The following is a 15,384-nucleotide window of genomic DNA, read 5'->3' on the forward strand; positions in this document are numbered from 1 at the left end:
TAGCACCCTACCAGGAGACAAGTACATGAACCCACGCCAGGCCACCATGGCCCCAGCATCCGCCGCATCCGCTACCGTTTTACTTGCTAGTTTGGTGGCGCGGGTCATTGGCCTGTGCAAGGCGATTCCCGATTCGGCAATTGCCTTGCTGGCCCGCTTCTCCATCGCGGCCGTATTCTGGAAGTCCGGCCAGACCAAGGTCCAGGGCTTTGTGGTGGACATCGTCAGTGGTGACTTCCATTTGGGCTGGCCGCGGTTGTCGGACGCGGTGGTCCCCTTGTTCCATGATGAGTACCGCCTGCCACTGCTGTCGCCCGAGGTGGCCGCGCCGCTGGCGGCCTTTGGCGAGCATTTCTTCCCGCTCTTGGTGCTGATCGGGTTTGCAACCCGCTTCTCGGCGCTGGCCTTGCTGGGCATGACGCTAGTCATCCAGTTGCTGGTCTATCCGGACGCCTATCCCACCCACGGCACCTGGGCGGCAGTGCTGCTGTTCCTGGTGGCCCATGGCCCTGGCAGGATTTCGGTGGACCACTGGTTGGCCAAGCGCGCGGCCATGTAGCAGTGGGAGCCCCCAGGGGCTCCGGGATTCTCACGGTGTCCTTTCCGTGCAATCGGTGCTACGCTAGTGCCAGCCCGCCGCCGCCCGCGGCGGTGGCGCCTTTCACAGCAGGAGCCCGCATTGAAACCCTCCACACTGCAACTGGACGATGTGCTCAAGGCCGTGCGATCTGGTAGCGAGCCATGGCGGCGCAGAGTTGGCCGGGTGACGTTGAGCTGGGACGTATTGCAGCCGCGCCGGCCCGACTGAAAGCCTGCGGTGGACGCCCTGTTCCAAGCCATCTTCCTGGAGAGCCCCGAGGCCATTGCACTGACGCGGGCGCGCGATAGCTCCATCATTGCCGTCAACGAAGAATGGCTGCGGCTGACCGGATACAGCCGGGAGGAGGTATTGGGGCGCACCGCCGTGGAGATCGGCCATTGGGCCGATGCAGAGGCCCGCGCCCAGGCCCTGGCGCCACTGCAGACCAAGGGCCGGGTGCACGATCTGGACATCACCATGGGCCTGGCCAACGGGGTGCACCGCCTGATCTGCATGAACGCGGTCTTGGTGACCGTGAAGCACGAGTCTTACATCCTGTTCTACCTGCGCGATGTCACGGCCGAGCGCATGGCCCAGGCCGCGGTGCTGGCCGGTGAGCAGGCGTTGGCGCGTACCAACGAGAGGCTCAACCGCCAGATTGCGCTCTACCAGATGACCGAGTCCATGGCCAAGGTTGGCTATGGCGTGGTCTACCCGGGAGAAGACACCGTGCATGTGTCGCATGGTTACCGCGAAATTTGCCATATGGCCGCCGACCATGTGTCCAAGGTGGGCGAACACTTGCACGGTGTGCTGCCGCAGGATCTGGCCGTGGTCAAGAACGCCTTGGCCAATATGGATGGCGGCATCGTGGAGTACCGCTGGCGCCGGCCCGATGGCAAGGTGATCTGGCTGCGCTCACGCCTGCAGCGCCAGACCGAGGGCGGGGTGGTGCGGGCCGAGATCGGCATCGTGCAAGATATCTCGGGTGAGCGCGAGGCGCTGGAGTCTGCCGCTGCGCAGTTGCAGGCGGCGCAGCAGAGCGAGGCTCGCTTTCGCAGCCTCACCGCCCTCAGTTCCGACTGGTATTGGGAGCAGGATGCCCAGTACCGCTTTGTCCGCGTAGATGGCGACCTGGCCGGCCTGAACGCCATGCCGGCGGAGGATTTCATTGGCAAGACCCGTTGGGAGTCGGGTGTGGAGGGCATCAGCGATGCCCAATGGGCCGCGCACCGTGCGGCGCTGGATGCGCGCCAGACCTTCCAGGATTTTGAAATGCTGCGCCGCCGACCCGACGGCAGCCCCATGTGGGTGTCGATCAGCGGCGCGCCCATCTTCGACAGCCAGGGCGTGTTCACTGGCTACCGTGGTACCGGGCGCGAGATCAGTGCCCGCAAGCAGGCCGAGGCCGATATCGAACGCCTGGCCTTCTACGATGCGCTGACCGGCCTGCCCAACCGGCGCCTGCTGATCGACCGCCTGTCCCAGGCCGTGGCTTCCAGCGCCCGGCGGGGCTGCTTTGGTGCCTTGTTGTTCATAGACCTGGACAATTTCAAGGTGCTCAACGACACCCGTGGTCACCATATGGGCGACGAGTTGCTCAAGCAGGTGGCCACACGGCTGACCGACTGCGTGCGCGCCATCGACACGGTGGCCCGCCTGGGTGGCGATGAGTTCGTGGTCATGCTCGAAGACTTGGGCACGGTCGAGATGGACGCCGCAGGCCAGGCCGAGAGCATTGGCAAGAAGATCCTGGTGGCCATCAACAAGCACTTCATGCTGGGCGACCAGCCCCACCACAGTTCGCCCAGCATTGGTGTCACGCTGTTTTTCAACCACCAGCAGAGCGTAGACGAGTTGCTGCAGCGGGCCGACCTGGCCATGTACCAGTCCAAGGCGGCGGGGCGCAATACCTTGCGCTTCTTTGACCCGGTGATGCAGGCGGCGGCCAGCGCCCGCGCCGTGCTGGAGATCGACCTGCGCCACGCCCTGCAGCACCACGAGTTCAGCTTGCATTACCAGCCCGTGGTCGATGAGAACAGCCACATCACCGGCGTGGAGGCCTTGCTGCGCTGGCACCACCCGCAGCGCGGCATGGTGTCGCCGGCTGAATTTATCCCTGTGGCCGAGCAGGCTGGGTTGATCATTCCGCTGGGCCAGTGGGTCTTGCAGGCGGCCTGCGCGCAACTGGTGGCTTGGAACGGCAGCGCCGCGACGCGCCAGCTGACGATGGCCGTGAACGTGAGCGCACGCCAGTTCCGCCACCCCGATTTCACGGCCCAGTTGTTGGACTTGCTGCGCGTCAGCGGCGCCAACCCTTACCGCCTGAAGCTGGAGCTGACCGAGAGCATGCTGCTGAGCGATTTTGATGATGTCATCGTCAAGATGGGGGAGTTGCGCTCCATTGGCGTCAACTTTGCGCTGGATGACTTTGGCACCGGCTACTCGTCGCTGTCCTACCTGAAGCGGCTGCCGTTGGACCAGCTCAAGATCGACCAGTCTTTTGTGCGCGACGTGCTGACCGATCCCAACGATGCAGCCATTGCCCGCACGATCTTGAGTCTGGCCAGCAGTCTGGACTTGAGTGTGGTGGCGGAGGGGGTGGAGACGGCCGGGCAGCGCGATTTCCTGTTGAAAATCGGCTGCAAGGCCTTCCAGGGCTATTTCTTTGGCCGCCCCGGGGCCGTGGAGGATTTGGCGCTACCCAGCAGTTGACGGTAGACCGTCAAGCGGCGGTTTACAGGGGGGCGCTGTCTGTCTCGGGTGCTTCGGGCGCAGCAGTTTCGCTGGCCGCGTCTTCGGCGGTGGACGCAGCGGGTGCGTGGCGTGCTTGGCGCAAGGCAGCTTTTTCACCGGCGCTGGCGAACTTGCTGTACTTGCCCAGGATGCCGATCAACTGGCCATAGATGCGGGGATTGCCGGCCAGGCATTCTTGCTGGTCCAGAAAATCGGCTTCGCCGGTGAAGTTGCCGACCAGGCCACCGGCCTCGGTCACCAGCAGTGAACCGGCGGCCACATCCCAGGGCTGCAGGCCGGTTTCAAAAAATCCTTCGGTGTAACCGGCCGCCACATAAGCCAAGTCCAGGGCCGCGGCACCCGGACGGCGCAGGCCGGCGGTGCGCTTCATGACATCGCCCATCATCGTCAGGTAGTTGGCGAAGTTGTCACCGGGACGGAAGGGGAAGCCGGTGGACAGCAGTGCGTCCTTCAGGTAGATGCGCTTGGAGACGCGGATGCGGCGGTCATTCAAGAAGGCGCCGCGGCCCTTGGTGGCGGTGAACAGGTCGTTGCGGGTGGGGTCGTAGACCACGGCATGCTCGACCTTGCCGTTGACCGCCAGCGCGATGCTGACGCAGTACACGGGCAGGCCGTGGATGAAATTGGTGGTGCCGTCCAGCGGATCGATGATCCAGACGTATTCGGAGTCTTTGGCGCCATGGCTGCGCCCGGATTCTTCGGCCCAGATGCCGTGACCGGGGTAGGCGCCCAGCAGGGTTTCTATGATCGCCTGCTCTGCAGCATGGTCCACTTCGGTGACGAAGTCGTTGGCCTTCTTTTGGGAAATGCGGACGGATTCAATATCCAGCGCGGCGCGGTTGATGATGGAACCAGCAGCGCGGGCGGCCTTGACGGCCACGTTGATCATGGGGTGCAGATTGGACGACATAGATTTTTGGAAAGAACGGGGGAGGGCCGTCGGGCGATGCCGGCGGCGACAATAGGCATATTTTAGCCGCAGGGCCCTGGTTGCGCACCCTATAGTGTTCATATTGATCTCGGTCTAAGCCCCTTTTGCCGCCCTCGTTCCCTTTTTCCCCACCATGCAGACCCGCTTCATCCTGATCAACACCAGCCATGCCGGCAATGTGGGCGCCGCCGCTCGCGCCATGAAAACCATGGGCTTTGACGACCTGGTGCTGGTGGCGCCGCGCTGGACCAACGTGCTGCGCCGTGAGGAAACCATACAGCGGGCCAGCGGCGCGCTCGATGTTCTGGACAAATGCCGCATCGTAGACACGCTGGACGAGGCGTTGGACGGCATGACCCACCTGTGTGCCACCGCCATGACGCCGCGCGACTTCGGACCACCCACAGCCACGCCCCGCTCCCATTTTGAATTGCTATCAAAAACGGAGCTACTTGCGCATAACGGACGAGGGCTAGAGGCAGATTTGCCAAATGCGGATCTGGCTGAGGCACCCCTGGCGGCGGCCCAGCAGGGCATCGCCTTCCTGTTCGGCTCCGAGCGCTTTGGCATGCGCAATGAAGACGTATACCGCTGCCACGTCTGCCTCAGTATCCCCAGCAATCCTCAATTCGGCTCACTGAACATCGGTGCGGCTTTGCAGGTGATTGCCTATGAGTGGCGCTTGGCGCTGGGGGGCTTTGGGGCGGATGCCTCCGAGGCAATTGTTGAAGCGCTCCCTGCGGCCACCATGGCCGATGCCGCCCAGGTGGCCGGCATGCTCGGCCATTTGGAACAGTCGCTGGTGGCGCTGGGTTTTCTGGACCCTGCGGCCCCGAAGAAGCTGATGCCCCGGCTGAACCAGTTGTTCAACCGGGGTGGTGTCACGCAGGAAGAGATCCACATCCTGCGGGGCATTGCCAAGGCCATCCTGCAGCAATCGGCCGACAAAAATGGTCGCTAGGTATTGCCGCTGGGCCGCCCCGAGGCAATACGCGCTCCCTCGGGGGCAGCGCAGCACACGCAGTGGCAAGCGTGGGGGCTTGGTTTAGCCTGGGTGACAACAGGCTTACAGCGCAACAGGTAGACTCCCACGCATGTTTTCACGCCTACGCTCCGACATCCAATGCATCCTGGACCGCGACCCTGCTGCGCGAACCACCTGGGAGGTACTGACGTGTTATCCGGGCCTGCATGCTCTGGTGCTGCACCGCCGTGCGCACTGGTGCTGGACACATGGCTTCAAGTGGCTGGGGCGTTTCATCTCGCACATGGGGCGCTGGTTCACGGGTATTGAGATCCACCCCGGTGCCGTCATCGGCGAGCGGGTGTTCTTCGACCACGCCATGGGCACGGTGGTGGGTGAGACTGCCGAAATCGGCGACGGCTGCACGATTTACCAGGGTGTGACGCTGGGCGGCACGTCGCTGTACAAGGGCGCTAAACGCCACCCCACCTTGGGTAAGGACGTGGTGGTGAGTGCTGGCGCCAAGGTGCTGGGCGGTTTTGTCGTGGGTGACGGTGCCAAGATCGGCAGCAATGCGGTCGTCATCAAGCCCGTGCCACCCGGCGCCACGGCGGTGGGCATTCCGGCCCGCATCATTCCCAGCAAAGAGGGTGTGAGCGCGGATGTGACCACGGCCGATCGCAAGTTCTCGGCCTATGGCATCACGCTGGAGGACGACCCTGTCAGCCAGGCGTTGCGGGGTCTGGTGGACAGCGCCTCGGGGCAGGATCATCAGATCGCCTTGCTTTGGAAGGCCATCGAGCAGTTGTCGGCCAAAGGGGGTGCGGTGGGGGATTGTGTGCCCAGCGATGCCTCGCGTAGCGAGTGTTTTGAGGCTGAGAAGCTGAATCAGCTGATTGGGAAGTAGGGTATTTTGCTATCCTTGTGATAGCGTTGTAGGTATATTCGACGAGGGCTAGTGGCGAATTTTCCACTTGCTCTCGCCCGCCCAAGGGCTGGGGTACGTGCCGCCGTTCGAGTCCCCCGGCCTTCGGCCTCCTCCGTTACCTCACTTTGGCACGCACCCCAGCCCTTGGGCTGGAGGTGCTTGTTTTATGCCGCCGCTGGCGCCGGCCGAATGGCGCTCTTGGGACGGAAAGCCTTGCAGACGCTGTCTACGGTTTCCAGGTACGGCCCGCCGATCAGGTCGATGCAATAGGGCACGGCAGCAAAGATGCCGTTGACCAATTGCTGGCCGTTGGCGTCTTTCAGGCCTTCCAGTGTTTCGGCAATGGCCTTGGGTTGGCCGGGCAGGTTGATGATCAGGCTCTTGTCGCGTATCACGGCCACCTGGCGCGAGAGGATGGCCGTTGGTACAAACTTCAGGCTGATCTGGCGCATCTGTTCGCCAAAGCCTGGCATCTCTTTGTGGGCTACGGCCAGTGTGGCCTCGGGCGTCACATCGCGCAGCGCGGGACCGGTGCCGCCGGTGGTCAGTACCAGGCTGCAGCCGGCATCTACCAGTTCGATCAACGTGGCGCTGATCGTGGCTTGTTCGTCCGGGATCAAGCGGGCTTCAAATTGCAGCGGGTTTTGCAGCGCGCGGCCCAGCCACTCCTTTAGAGCGGGCAGGCCTTTGTCCTCATAGACGCCGGTGGAGGCGCGATCACTGATCGAGACAATGCCGATCTTTACGGTGTCGGACGCACTCACGCGTCGGCTCCCGGGTTGTCGGGGAAGTCGTCTTCCGGGCCAATCGGGTCGGGCACGTCGCTACCATGCAAGAGGTGTTCGCGAACGAGTTGGAAGATGTCGCGGTAGGCACGGCCATGGCGCAGGGCTTCGCCTGGTTTTTCGGGTTTTGCGTCCTTGCGCGCCTGGCGGATCAGGGCCCGCAGTTGCTGGATGTCGGTGGCGGGGTTGATGTTGACCCACTGGCCCACGGCATCGTCGTCGGCAATCAGGCGGTCACGCCATTGCTCGGCGGCATGCAGGGCCAGCGTTTCCTTGGCAGAGGGCTCATGCTGCTCCACCAGGGCCGTGCGGATGGCGTCCAGTGTCGCGGGCTCCAGTTGTCGCATCCGCTTGCCAATGAACTGCATCAGGCGGCGCCGGCCTTCGAAGTTGGTGATGCGCTTGTATTCGGCAATGGCTTCGAGCAGTTTGTCCGGCAGTTCCAGGCGTTTTAATAGTTCCGCGCGCAGCGTCAATAGGTCTTCACCCAGCTTTTGCAGCTCGGTGCTTTCGCGTTTGAGGTCGGTGCGGCTTTTATCGTCGGTTCCCTTGAGCTCGCGCTTGAGTTCCAGGTCAAGTTCACTGCCTTCCGCCACAAATTTGCCTTTGACGAAATAGCCTTTTTTTAGTTTGCTCATATAGACAAGTATCATAGCCTCCGCTATGAAGACCCCCCTCCCAACCTCCCAATCCTCGCCCTTGAGCGCCCCATCTGCATCCAACCAAGCCGCTGGCAGCGGTTTTGCCTACAGCCGGTCCTTTTTTGAGTCCCTGGCCGATACGGCACTGGCCCATGCCAAAAAGCTGGGTGCCACCGACGCCGGTGCCGAGGTGTCGGAAGGTTGCGGCCTGAGCGTGTCCGTGCGCAATGGCGAGCTGGAGAACGTGGAGCGCAACCGTGACAAGTCCTTGGGCGTCACCGTGTATGTGGGCCAGCGCCGGGGCAATGCCAGCACTTCGGATTTTTCGGAAGACGCCATCGCGCAGACCGTGCGCGCCGCCTACGACATCGCACGCTTCACCGCCGAAGATTCCTTTGCCAGCCTGCCCGATGTGAAGGACATCGCACCTGTGGCCGATCGTGAGCGTAATCTGGACTTGTTCTTCCCCTGGGCCCTGACCAGTGAAGATGCCATGCGCCTGGCACTGGAATGCGAGGCCGCGGCCTTGGGCACCAGCAAAAAGATCACCAACAGCGAAGGCGCGGCCGTTTCGGCCCAGCAATCGCATTTCTTCAGCGCACATACCCATGGCTTTCGCGGTGGCTACGCCAGCTCGCGCCACTCCATGTCGGTGTCGCCCATTGCTGGTAAGGGCAAGGACATGCAGCGCGACAGCTGGTACAGCTCCATGCGCCACCCGGATGCGCTGGCATCCCCCCAGGCCATTGGCCGCTACGCCGCCGAGCGCGCGCTGAGCCGCCTGAAGGCCCGCAAGATCGCCACGCTGGAATGCCCGGTGCTGTTTGAATCGCCACTGGCTGCGGGCCTTGTGGGTGGCCTGGTACAGGCGCTCAGCGGTGGTGCCCTGTACCGCAAGAGCAGCTTTTTGCTGGATTCCTTGGACAAGGTGATTCTGCCCAAGCACATCGACATGCAGGAAGACCCCTTTGTGCTGCGCGGCAAGGGCAGCTCGCCGTTTGATGACGAGGGCGTCAGTGTGAAGGCCCGCAAGGTGATCGACGCTGGCCGGGTCAAAGGGTACTTCCTGAGCAGTTATTCGGCCCGCAAACTGGGCATGCAAACCACGGGCAATGCCGGTGGCTCACACAACCTGACTTTCACCTCGCGCCAGACGCGCCCCGGAGACGATCTGGATGCCATGCTGCAGAAGCTCGGTACGGGCTTGTTCGTGACCGAGCTGATGGGGCAGGGCGTCAACTATGTAACCGGTGACTATTCACGCGGGGCCAGTGGGTTCTGGGTGGAGAAGGGGCGCATTGCCTACCCCGTGCATGAGATCACGATCGCCGGGAACATGAAGGCCATGCTCAAGGGAATTGAGGCGGTGGGGGCGGATATCTACAACTACGGTGCCAAGACTGTGGGGTCTGTCCTGATCAACCGCATGAAGGTCGCAGGGTCCTAATTCTGTTTTTGGGGAGGTTTCTCCCTGCGGGGTTTTTGTAGGCCCAGCAGGGAAAGACCTAAAAATCAACCAGCCAAAGCAGCCTTAACCGCCGCAGAAACCGCTGCCATCTCCGCCTTGCCAGCCAGGCGTGTCTTCACAACCCCCATCACCTTGCCCATATCCCCAGGCCCAGCAGCTCCCAGCTCCGTCACTATGGCCTTCACCTCTGCCAGCACCTCATCCGCCGACATGCGTTGCGGCAGGTAGGCCTGCAGCACCTTCATCTCGGCCTCTTCCTTGTCTGCCAGATCGGCGCGCTCTGCCTTGCGGTAGGCCTCGATGCTGTCCTTGCGCTGCTTGATCAGCTTGTCCACCAAGGCCACAACCATGGTGTCGTCCAGCACCACACGCTCGTCCACTTCCTTTTGCTTGCAGGCGGCCAGCAGCAGGCGGATGGTGCCCAGGCGCTCGCTGTCTTTGGCGCGCATGGCGGTTTTCATGTCTTCGGTGATTTGGTCTTTGAGTGATGACATTGCAGGGTTCCTAAAGAGGGATTGGCAAAAAGTGACGCCAGAAAATAAAAAAAGCCCGCCGGAGCGTCCCCAAGCGAGCTTTTTTTTGGGCCTTGGAAGGCTGTACGTTTAGTACATCTTCTTGGGCAATTGCATGCTGCGGATGCGCTTGTAGTTACGCTTGACGGCAGCGGCCTTCTTGCGCTTGCGCTCGGCAGTGGGCTTCTCGTAGAACTCGCGGGCGCGCAAGTCAGTCAGCAAACCCAATTTTTCGATAGTGCGCTTGAAGCGACGCAGGGCGACGTCAAACGGCTCGTTTTCTTTTACACGGATGGTTGTCATTACGTAATGTTGTCCAAAATGTGCTGTCGCCAGTCACGGGGGGAAGATCGGGCCCCGCCATGCCACGTTCAGCGATTTCCCCGTCTGTAACTAGTATTTGGCCGACGGGGGTTCTGCCAGAAAAGCCTTGGATTATAGCGTTTTTGCGTGTTGTGTACTGACTTATTGCATTCCTTGCTGTCTGTGGCTATGTAATTACATTTTGCGCGCATAAAAATTCACTTGGCGAAGGTTCATCACAGGCGCACGGTAAACGTGGTGCCTTGTCCCGGTGTGCTGGCCACGCTGATCGTGCCGCCATGCAAATCCACCGCGTTCTTGACGATAGCCAGGCCAAGGCCCGTGCCTTGTATGTCCCCCACATTGCTGGCCCGGTGAAAGGACTCGAACAGGTGTGGGATTTCGTCTTGCGGAATGCCAATGCCAGTATCGGACACCGCGAACAGGGTCTGGCCTGGTTCGGAAACCACTTTGAAGTCGACGGTACCCCCTTGGGGTGAGTACTTCAGTGCGTTGGACAGCAGATTGCTGAAGATGTGGTGCAGCAGCTTTTCGTCGAACAGGCCTTCGGTTGCGGTTTGTGAGAAATCCGTTGTGATCTCGCTGCGGGTTAGTGGGTGCTGGGTGCGGGTGTCCTCGACCAGGGCTTGGCAGAACTCGCGCAGATTGACCATCTGGGGCCGAAACTCCAGCATATGGGCCTCGACCTTGCCCAAGAGCAGCACGCGGTCCAGCATGCGCTTCATGCGCTGCACGCCGTCTTCAATGGTTTTCAAAATCTCCAGTTTCTCGGACTTGGGCAGGCGCTCATCGTAGTACTTGAGTAGTTCTGCCGAGGAAAGAATGGTCGACAGCGGCGTGCGGAATTCATGGCTGGTCATCGCGACAAAGCGGGAGCGCAAGGTGTTGAGTTCCTTTTGCTGCTCCAGCGCAGCCTGTGTGTCCTGTTCAGCCTTGAGCCGCTCGGTGATGTCCAGAAAGGTCCAGATCACGCCAGCGTCGGGGTCATTCTTGTGTACGCACTGGCCTTCCATCTGCACCCAAAACAGTTCGCCATTGCGCCGCTTGAGTTGGCGCACGCTGGTGCTGGTACCTGTGGTCTTCAGTGCGGCACGCTGCTCCTGCCCCAGCTTGATCCACAACTCCCGGTCCGGGTGCAGCATGGCCGATCCAACGCCGATCAGTTCTTCGCGGCTATAGCCCACCATTTCGGCAAATTTGTCATTGACCCACTGGTTGTGCCGGTCCACCGACAGCACGATGCCCACCAATGCGTTGTGCAAAATTGCTTCTCGTTCTGACGAGGCGCGTTGCAACTCCTCATGCGCCAGCTTGCGTTCGGTGACGTCGGAGAAGTAGGTCAGCGTGGCGGGGGCGCCGCCCCAGGGCATCATGGTCACGCCGATGTCCAGCCAGCGGACCGTGCCGTTGGGTAGTTGGGTCCGCACCTCGTAGCGGTTGGGCACTTCCAGGCCCGCCAGGCGCTGTTTGCGCCGCTCCTCGATCCAGGGGCGGTCGTCAGGGTGCACGCGGTACAGATAGCCTTCGGCCATCATCTCTTCGCGGGTGGTCTGCAACAGTTCGATGGCGCGGTCGTTAGCAAAGACGAACTGGTCGTTCTGAATGACCAGCAAGCCTTCTCCGCAGCGCTCCACAATGGCGCGCAACCGGCCCAGTTCTACCTGCTCAGGATTCATGCTCGAATTGCGGTGTGTACAGACAAATGCCAGCCGCCCTCCCGACCTTCATCTTACCCATTTCCGGGTCTCGGAAGGTCGCAAACGCGAAGGTCTTCCGATCGATACACGCTCAGTACAATCCGCCCAAACACCCAGTGGAATCACCATGAATGACACCTTGCTGAGCCGACGTGCCTTTGCCACCGTTGCCACCCTGTCAACGGCGTCGTTGGCGGCCCCTTCTGTGTGGGCGCAGGCCAAGTTGGAGAAGACCAAGATTGGCATCGCGGTGGGTGGCAAGGCGGCCTTCTACTACCTGCCCTTGACCATTGCCGAGCAATTGGGCTACTTCAAGGCAGAGGGCCTGGAGGTCGAGATCAGCGACTTTTCCGGCGGTTCGCGCGCCTTGCAGGCCGTGGTCGGCGGTTCGGCTGATGTGGTGTCGGGCGCCTTTGAGCACACCATCAATCTGCAATCCAAAGGCCAAAAATTCCAGGCCTTTGTGCTGCAGGGCCGCGCGCCCCAGATTTCCATGGGTATCTCGCCCAAGACCATGGCGGACTACAAGACCGTGGCCGACCTCAAAGGCAAGAAGATCGGTGTGTCGGCACCCGGCTCGTCCACCAATATGGTGGCCAATCTGATCCTGTCGCGCGCCGGCCTCAAGCCAACCGACGTCAGCTTCATCGGTGTAGGCACAGCCGCGGGTGCACTGGCGGCCTTTCGCTCGGGACAGATTGATGCCATGAGCAATACCGACCCGGTGATGACCATGCTGGAGCAAAAGGGTGAGATTCGCATCATTGCCGACACCCGCACGCTCAAAGGCACGGCCGATGTGTTTGGTGGCTCCATGCCCGCTGGTTGCTTGTACGCACCGCTGGAATTTGTGCAAAAAAATCCCAACACCGTCCAGGCCCTGACCCATGCCATGGTGCGCAGCTTGAAGTGGCTGCAGACCGCCGGCCCCAGCGATATCGTCAAGACCGTGCCGGAGGCTTATTTGCTCGGCGACCGCGCGTTGTACCTGGAAGCTTTTGCCAAGGTGCGCGAGGCCATGTCACCCGACGGCATCATTTCTGACGAGGGCGCCCGCACGGCGTTGCGCACACTGGCCAGCTTTGATCCTGCCATCAAGGCCGACAAGATTGACCTGGCCCAGACCTATACCAACACCTTCGCCCGCAAGGCCAAAGAGCGCTTCAAGGCTTGACATGCTATTTGGCAGGACACGGACCGCATGACCGATTACGCGCTGGAGTTTCTCAATGTGTCTTGCGTATTCCGCTCGCACGATGCCGGCGCCCCGCGCTACACCGCGGTAGCCGACACCACGCTGCGCATCGCAGCCGGAGAGTTTGTCTCGGTGGTCGGCCCTACAGGCTGCGGCAAGTCCACACTGCTCAATATGGCCGCCGGGCTGCTTGCCCCTTCGGGTGGAGAGGTTCGCGTGTTCGGCCAGCCGCTGGTGGGCATCAACGCGCGCGCGGGCTATATGTTCCAGTCCGATGCGCTGATGCCTTGGAGTACTGCGCTGCAAAACGTGATGCTGGGCCTGCAATACCGCGGCCTGCCGGATGCGCAGGCGCGTGAGCAGGCACTGCAATGGTTGCAGCGCGTGGGCCTGGCTGCGTTTGCCGACAGCTACCCGCACCAGTTATCTGGCGGCATGCGCAAGCGCACGGCACTGGCCCAGGTGCTGGCGCTGGACCCGGACATCATCCTGATGGACGAGCCCTTCAGCGCTCTCGATATCCAGACTCGCCAGTTGATGGAAAACGAAGTGCTGGCACTGTGGGCTGCGCGCAAGAAGGCCGTGCTGTTCATCACCCACGACCTGGACGAGGCTATTGCGCTCAGCGACCGTGTGGTCGTGCTTTCGGCGGGGCCCGCCACCCACCCCATAGGCGAATTTGCGATCGACCTGCCGCGCCCGCGCGATGTGGCTGAGCAGCGCCTGCACCCGCGCGCCCTGGAACTGCATGCCCAGATATGGGATGTGTTGCGCGAGGAGGTCTTGAAGGCCTATGCCCAACAATTGAAGAAGGTCGCATGAATACCCTGAGGCGTCTGCTGAAATATTTGCGCCCTTCGCAGACCAATCTGCGCGCCTGGCAGATTGCGGTGTTGGCCCTGGTTTTGCTGGCATGGCAACTGGCTTCGCGTGACCAGCAGGCGGCCTTCTTCATTGGCGAGCCGGTGCAGGTGTTGGGGCGCTTGTGGTCCTGGTTTCTGCCCATCGCACAACCAGCCAATGTGCTGTTCCCCGAAGGCTTGGCGGGGCGGGCCGATATCTACATCCACCTGGGCGTGACGCTGCTGGAGACGGTGCTCGCCTTTGGCATCGGCACGGCCCTGGGCCTGGCCTGTGGCCTGTGGTTGGCGCTGGCGCCGCTGGCCAGTGCCGTGCTGGAGCCCTATATCAAGGCGGCCAATTCCATGCCGCGCGTCATCCTGGCGCCCATTTTTGCGCTGTGGTTTGGGCTGGGTATCTGGAGCAAGGTGGCGCTGGCCATCACGCTGGTGTTCTTTGTCGTGTTTTTCAATGTGTACCAAGGCGTCAAAGAGGTCAGCCCCGTCGTGCTGGCCAATGCGCGCATGCTGGGCGCCAACGCACGACAGTTGTTGCGCACGGTGTATTTGCCCAGTGCCATGGCCTGGGTGTTCTCCAGCCTGCATACCTCGGTGGGCCTGGCCTTTGTGGGCGCGGTGGTGGGGGAATACCTGGGCTCGGCTCGGGGCGTGGGCTACCTGATCCTGCAGGCAGAGGGTACTTTTGACGTCAACACCGTCTTTGCCGGCATCGTGGTGCTGACGGCTTGTGCCCTGCTGCTGGATGGCGCGGTTGGCCGTTTGGAGCGGCGCCTGATGAAGTGGCAGCCGCGCCAAGGCGAGTCGGAAAAGCTATAGGGTCTTGGCCCACTGGGCCAGTTGCTCGACGGTGGCAGTCGCACCACCGCAAACCATGATCAGCACGGTCTCAAACGGCTGCAGCACGGCAGCATTCTCATACGCCAAAGCCAGGCTAGCGCCGCAGGCAGGCTCCACCAACACGCGGTGGTCAGCCAGAAAGCGCTGGCAGGCCAAGACGGCACTTTTGTCTGACACCAGGACGCTGTGGATGGGATGCTTTTGGGACCACAGCACCGCTTGCTCGCACACCCGCTTGGCGCCTAGCGAGGTGGCGATGCTGCTGATCTGCTCCAACTGAACCGCATGCCCGGCCTGGGCCGCGGCGTTGAAGGACGCTGCACCTTCTGTCTCTACCGCAATGATGGGGATCTGGCCCCAGCCATTGCGGTGCAGTCCTTCTACTACGCCGGATAAAAGACCACCGCCGCCCACAGATAACACCACGGCGTCGGGTTTGAGCCCCGCACGGGCCACTTCGTCGACGACACTGGCATGGCCTTCCCACAGCAGCGGATCGTCAAACGGGTGCAAAAACGCATCACTGGCGCCAACCAAGGACAAAGCCTTTTCATTGGCCTCCTGCCAGCTAGCACCATGGACGATGACCTCAGCCTCTTCCAGTCGCAGCAGTTCCTTGGCCCGCTCTGACGTGGTTTGTGGCACCACCACCGTCACGGGAACGCCCAGCTTGCGGCCGGCATAGGCCACGGCCAGGCCCGCGTTACCACCGGACGAGGACACGAAGCGCCGCGCGCCGCGGCTCACATGAAGGGTGCAGGCATGGCCTATGCCACGTATCTTGAACGAGCCCGGTGCCTGCAGCGCGTCCATCTTCAACCAGACGGAACGGCCCGACAGCTGGCTCAGTTGGCGCGAGGGGATGAGTGGGGTTTCGATGTGCAGTGGCATAGGCGGCGTGTGTG

16 protein-coding genes are annotated in these 15,384 nt (G+C 61.9%); 9 read left to right on the top strand and 7 right to left on the bottom strand.

Translation table 11 applies throughout. The annotated features are described in order from the left end of the window. Positions 1 to 46 precede the first annotated feature (46 nt). The 3 genes from AC07OO_RS18670 to AC07OO_RS18680 all read left to right on the top strand — a co-directional run bounded on the left by AC07OO_RS18670 (position 47) and on the right by AC07OO_RS18680 (position 3,295). Positions 47 to 559 (top strand): DoxX family protein, encoded by a 513-nt coding sequence (locus AC07OO_RS18670; protein WP_495083777.1) that lies wholly within the window; start codon positions 47 to 49, stop codon positions 557 to 559. Between the two features lie 120 nt (positions 560 to 679). Further along, positions 680 to 808 carry a hypothetical protein gene (locus AC07OO_RS18675; RefSeq protein ID WP_495083640.1) on the top strand — a complete coding sequence of 43 codons (129 nt, stop codon included), beginning with the start codon at positions 680 to 682 and terminating at the stop codon, positions 806 to 808. 9 nt (positions 809 to 817) lie between these two features. Next, positions 818 to 3,295, top strand: coding sequence for a sensor domain-containing protein (locus tag AC07OO_RS18680; protein WP_495083641.1), 2,478 nt, complete (start codon positions 818 to 820; stop codon positions 3,293 to 3,295). 22 nt (positions 3,296 to 3,317) lie between these two features. Here AC07OO_RS18680 and AC07OO_RS18685 read toward each other — a convergent pair whose 3' ends face one another. Then, positions 3,318 to 4,247, bottom strand: a complete 930-nt coding sequence (locus AC07OO_RS18685) for an inositol monophosphatase family protein (RefSeq protein WP_495083642.1) — start codon at positions 4,245 to 4,247, stop codon at positions 3,318 to 3,320. A gap of 154 nt (positions 4,248 to 4,401) precedes the next feature. Here AC07OO_RS18685 and AC07OO_RS18690 point away from each other — a divergent pair, with 154 nt between their 5' ends. Both AC07OO_RS18690 and cysE read left to right on the top strand, forming a co-directional pair. Next, complete coding sequence (locus tag AC07OO_RS18690; protein ID WP_495083643.1) at positions 4,402 to 5,229, top strand: RNA methyltransferase; 828 nt, start codon at positions 4,402 to 4,404, stop codon at positions 5,227 to 5,229. 133 nt (positions 5,230 to 5,362) lie between these two features. After that, positions 5,363 to 6,139, top strand: coding sequence for a serine O-acetyltransferase (gene cysE, locus AC07OO_RS18695; protein ID WP_495083644.1), 777 nt, complete (start codon positions 5,363 to 5,365; stop codon positions 6,137 to 6,139). Positions 6,140 to 6,324: 185 nt separating this feature from the next. On the opposite strand, the gene mog is transcribed toward cysE, so the two are convergent. Next, positions 6,325 to 6,924 carry a molybdopterin adenylyltransferase gene (gene mog / locus AC07OO_RS18700; protein ID WP_495083645.1) on the bottom strand — a complete coding sequence of 200 codons (600 nt, stop codon included), beginning with the start codon at positions 6,922 to 6,924 and terminating at the stop codon, positions 6,325 to 6,327. Next, positions 6,921 to 7,583 (bottom strand): ribosome biogenesis factor YjgA, encoded by a 663-nt coding sequence (gene yjgA, locus AC07OO_RS18705; protein WP_495083646.1) that lies wholly within the window; start codon positions 7,581 to 7,583, stop codon positions 6,921 to 6,923. The genes mog and yjgA overlap by 4 nt, the downstream gene beginning before the upstream one ends. Positions 7,584 to 7,608: 25 nt before the next feature. Between yjgA and pmbA the strand changes: the two genes are divergently transcribed. Continuing rightward, a complete protein-coding gene (gene pmbA, locus AC07OO_RS18710) occupies positions 7,609 to 9,033 on the top strand; it encodes a metalloprotease PmbA (protein WP_495083647.1) in 1,425 nt (474 codons plus the stop codon). 65 nt (positions 9,034 to 9,098) lie between these two features. On the opposite strand, the gene AC07OO_RS18715 is transcribed toward pmbA, so the two are convergent. The 3 genes from AC07OO_RS18715 to AC07OO_RS18725 form a co-directional block, all read right to left on the bottom strand. Continuing rightward, the gene (locus AC07OO_RS18715; protein ID WP_495083648.1) at positions 9,099 to 9,548 is read right to left on the bottom strand and encodes a GatB/YqeY domain-containing protein; all 450 of its coding nucleotides are present in this window, start codon (positions 9,546 to 9,548) and stop codon (positions 9,099 to 9,101) included. 108 nt (positions 9,549 to 9,656) lie between these two features. Beyond that, positions 9,657 to 9,869: a 30S ribosomal protein S21 gene (gene rpsU / locus AC07OO_RS18720; protein WP_094477962.1), complete on the bottom strand. Its 213-nt coding sequence runs from the start codon at positions 9,867 to 9,869 to the stop codon at positions 9,657 to 9,659. Positions 9,870 to 10,105: 236 nt separating this feature from the next. Then, complete coding sequence (locus tag AC07OO_RS18725; RefSeq protein WP_495083649.1) at positions 10,106 to 11,566, bottom strand: sensor histidine kinase; 1,461 nt, start codon at positions 11,564 to 11,566, stop codon at positions 10,106 to 10,108. Between the two features lie 148 nt (positions 11,567 to 11,714). Between AC07OO_RS18725 and AC07OO_RS18730 the strand changes: the two genes are divergently transcribed. Genes AC07OO_RS18730 through AC07OO_RS18740 form a run of 3 tightly spaced genes read left to right on the top strand, consistent with a single transcriptional unit; the run spans position 11,715 to position 14,458 of the window. Next, positions 11,715 to 12,761: an ABC transporter substrate-binding protein gene (locus AC07OO_RS18730; RefSeq protein WP_495083650.1), complete on the top strand. Its 1,047-nt coding sequence runs from the start codon at positions 11,715 to 11,717 to the stop codon at positions 12,759 to 12,761. Positions 12,762 to 12,788: 27 nt separating this feature from the next. Further along, positions 12,789 to 13,604 carry an ABC transporter ATP-binding protein gene (locus AC07OO_RS18735; RefSeq protein WP_495083651.1) on the top strand — a complete coding sequence of 272 codons (816 nt, stop codon included), beginning with the start codon at positions 12,789 to 12,791 and terminating at the stop codon, positions 13,602 to 13,604. Then, positions 13,601 to 14,458: an ABC transporter permease gene (locus AC07OO_RS18740; protein ID WP_495083652.1), complete on the top strand. Its 858-nt coding sequence runs from the start codon at positions 13,601 to 13,603 to the stop codon at positions 14,456 to 14,458. The genes AC07OO_RS18735 and AC07OO_RS18740 overlap by 4 nt, the downstream gene beginning before the upstream one ends. On the opposite strand, the gene AC07OO_RS18745 is transcribed toward AC07OO_RS18740, so the two are convergent. Continuing rightward, positions 14,453 to 15,370 (bottom strand): pyridoxal-phosphate dependent enzyme, encoded by a 918-nt coding sequence (locus AC07OO_RS18745; RefSeq protein WP_495083653.1) that lies wholly within the window; start codon positions 15,368 to 15,370, stop codon positions 14,453 to 14,455. The two genes, AC07OO_RS18740 and AC07OO_RS18745, sit on opposite strands and share 6 nt — an antisense overlap. Between the last annotated feature and the right edge of the window lie 14 nt (positions 15,371 to 15,384).

The sequence above is a fragment of the Rhodoferax sp. GW821-FHT07G04 genome (assembly GCF_059418585.1).

What these genes read in the sequence shown, in the direction of transcription:
- pmbA (WP_495083647.1), top strand. Translation starts at nt 7,609, where the DNA reads ATGAAGACCCCCCTCCCAACCTCCCAATCCTCGCCCTTGAGCGCCCCA.
- AC07OO_RS18730 (WP_495083650.1), top strand. Translation starts at nt 11,715, where the DNA reads ATGAATGACACCTTGCTGAGCCGACGTGCCTTTGCCACCGTTGCCACC.
- cysE (WP_495083644.1), top strand. Translation starts at nt 5,363, where the DNA reads ATGTTTTCACGCCTACGCTCCGACATCCAATGCATCCTGGACCGCGAC.
- rpsU (WP_094477962.1), bottom strand. Translation starts at nt 9,869, where the DNA reads ATGACAACCATCCGTGTAAAAGAAAACGAGCCGTTTGACGTCGCCCTG.
- AC07OO_RS18745 (WP_495083653.1), bottom strand. Translation starts at nt 15,370, where the DNA reads ATGCCACTGCACATCGAAACCCCACTCATCCCCTCGCGCCAACTGAGC.
- AC07OO_RS18725 (WP_495083649.1), bottom strand. Translation starts at nt 11,566, where the DNA reads ATGAATCCTGAGCAGGTAGAACTGGGCCGGTTGCGCGCCATTGTGGAG.
- AC07OO_RS18735 (WP_495083651.1), top strand. Translation starts at nt 12,789, where the DNA reads ATGACCGATTACGCGCTGGAGTTTCTCAATGTGTCTTGCGTATTCCGC.
- AC07OO_RS18670 (WP_495083777.1), top strand. Translation starts at nt 47, where the DNA reads ATGGCCCCAGCATCCGCCGCATCCGCTACCGTTTTACTTGCTAGTTTG.
- AC07OO_RS18740 (WP_495083652.1), top strand. Translation starts at nt 13,601, where the DNA reads ATGAATACCCTGAGGCGTCTGCTGAAATATTTGCGCCCTTCGCAGACC.
- AC07OO_RS18685 (WP_495083642.1), bottom strand. Translation starts at nt 4,247, where the DNA reads ATGTCGTCCAATCTGCACCCCATGATCAACGTGGCCGTCAAGGCCGCC.
- AC07OO_RS18690 (WP_495083643.1), top strand. Translation starts at nt 4,402, where the DNA reads ATGCAGACCCGCTTCATCCTGATCAACACCAGCCATGCCGGCAATGTG.
- yjgA (WP_495083646.1), bottom strand. Translation starts at nt 7,583, where the DNA reads ATGAGCAAACTAAAAAAAGGCTATTTCGTCAAAGGCAAATTTGTGGCG.
- AC07OO_RS18715 (WP_495083648.1), bottom strand. Translation starts at nt 9,548, where the DNA reads ATGTCATCACTCAAAGACCAAATCACCGAAGACATGAAAACCGCCATG.